Genomic DNA, 473 nt, shown 5'->3' with positions numbered 1-473 from the left:
CCAAATAGCTATATTCGAACATGGCACGGTGTCCTGACGCTCAGTCCCGATCACAGTACAGCTTTGAAAAGATTGGCGACAGCGTATGAAAAAGGCGGACATCACGAGGCCTCGCTGGAATTATGGGCCCGTTTGGTGCGCCTGACGCCTGAAAATCCGTCCGTGGTGCGTCGCGTGTTGCGGTTGGCGCTTTTGACTAGCCAGGAACTGGACGCCCTTGTGCTTTTGGCACGCGTGGGCGCCTCGGTGCCCGATGATAAGATCGGCGAAGCAACCCGGCGTGCTGTGTTCTATCAGCTCAGGGACTTCCTGCGCGCGCACAACTATCTTTTGGCGGCTCATCGGTTCTCCGTCCTCAAGAAATCCTCGTTGGACTTGTCCAAATACGATGACATTCAGGAACGGGTCTACCGTGGTGCCATCCGCGATTACAAACGCTTGATGAAGGAGGGAAACGTAAAGGAAGCTACCCA

The 473-nt window shown here is 55.2% G+C and carries 1 protein-coding gene; it reads left to right on the top strand.

The window, feature by feature from the left end:
• A partial coding sequence (locus ACWTU8_RS32485) for a tetratricopeptide repeat protein (RefSeq protein ID WP_455851332.1) occupies positions 1 to 473 on the top strand: 473 nt, incomplete at both ends.

This window comes from Mesorhizobium sp. BHbdii (genome assembly GCF_053848045.1).
Note: the sequence above shows the minus strand (reverse complement) of the source record. Positions and strands in the feature narration are given on the sequence as shown.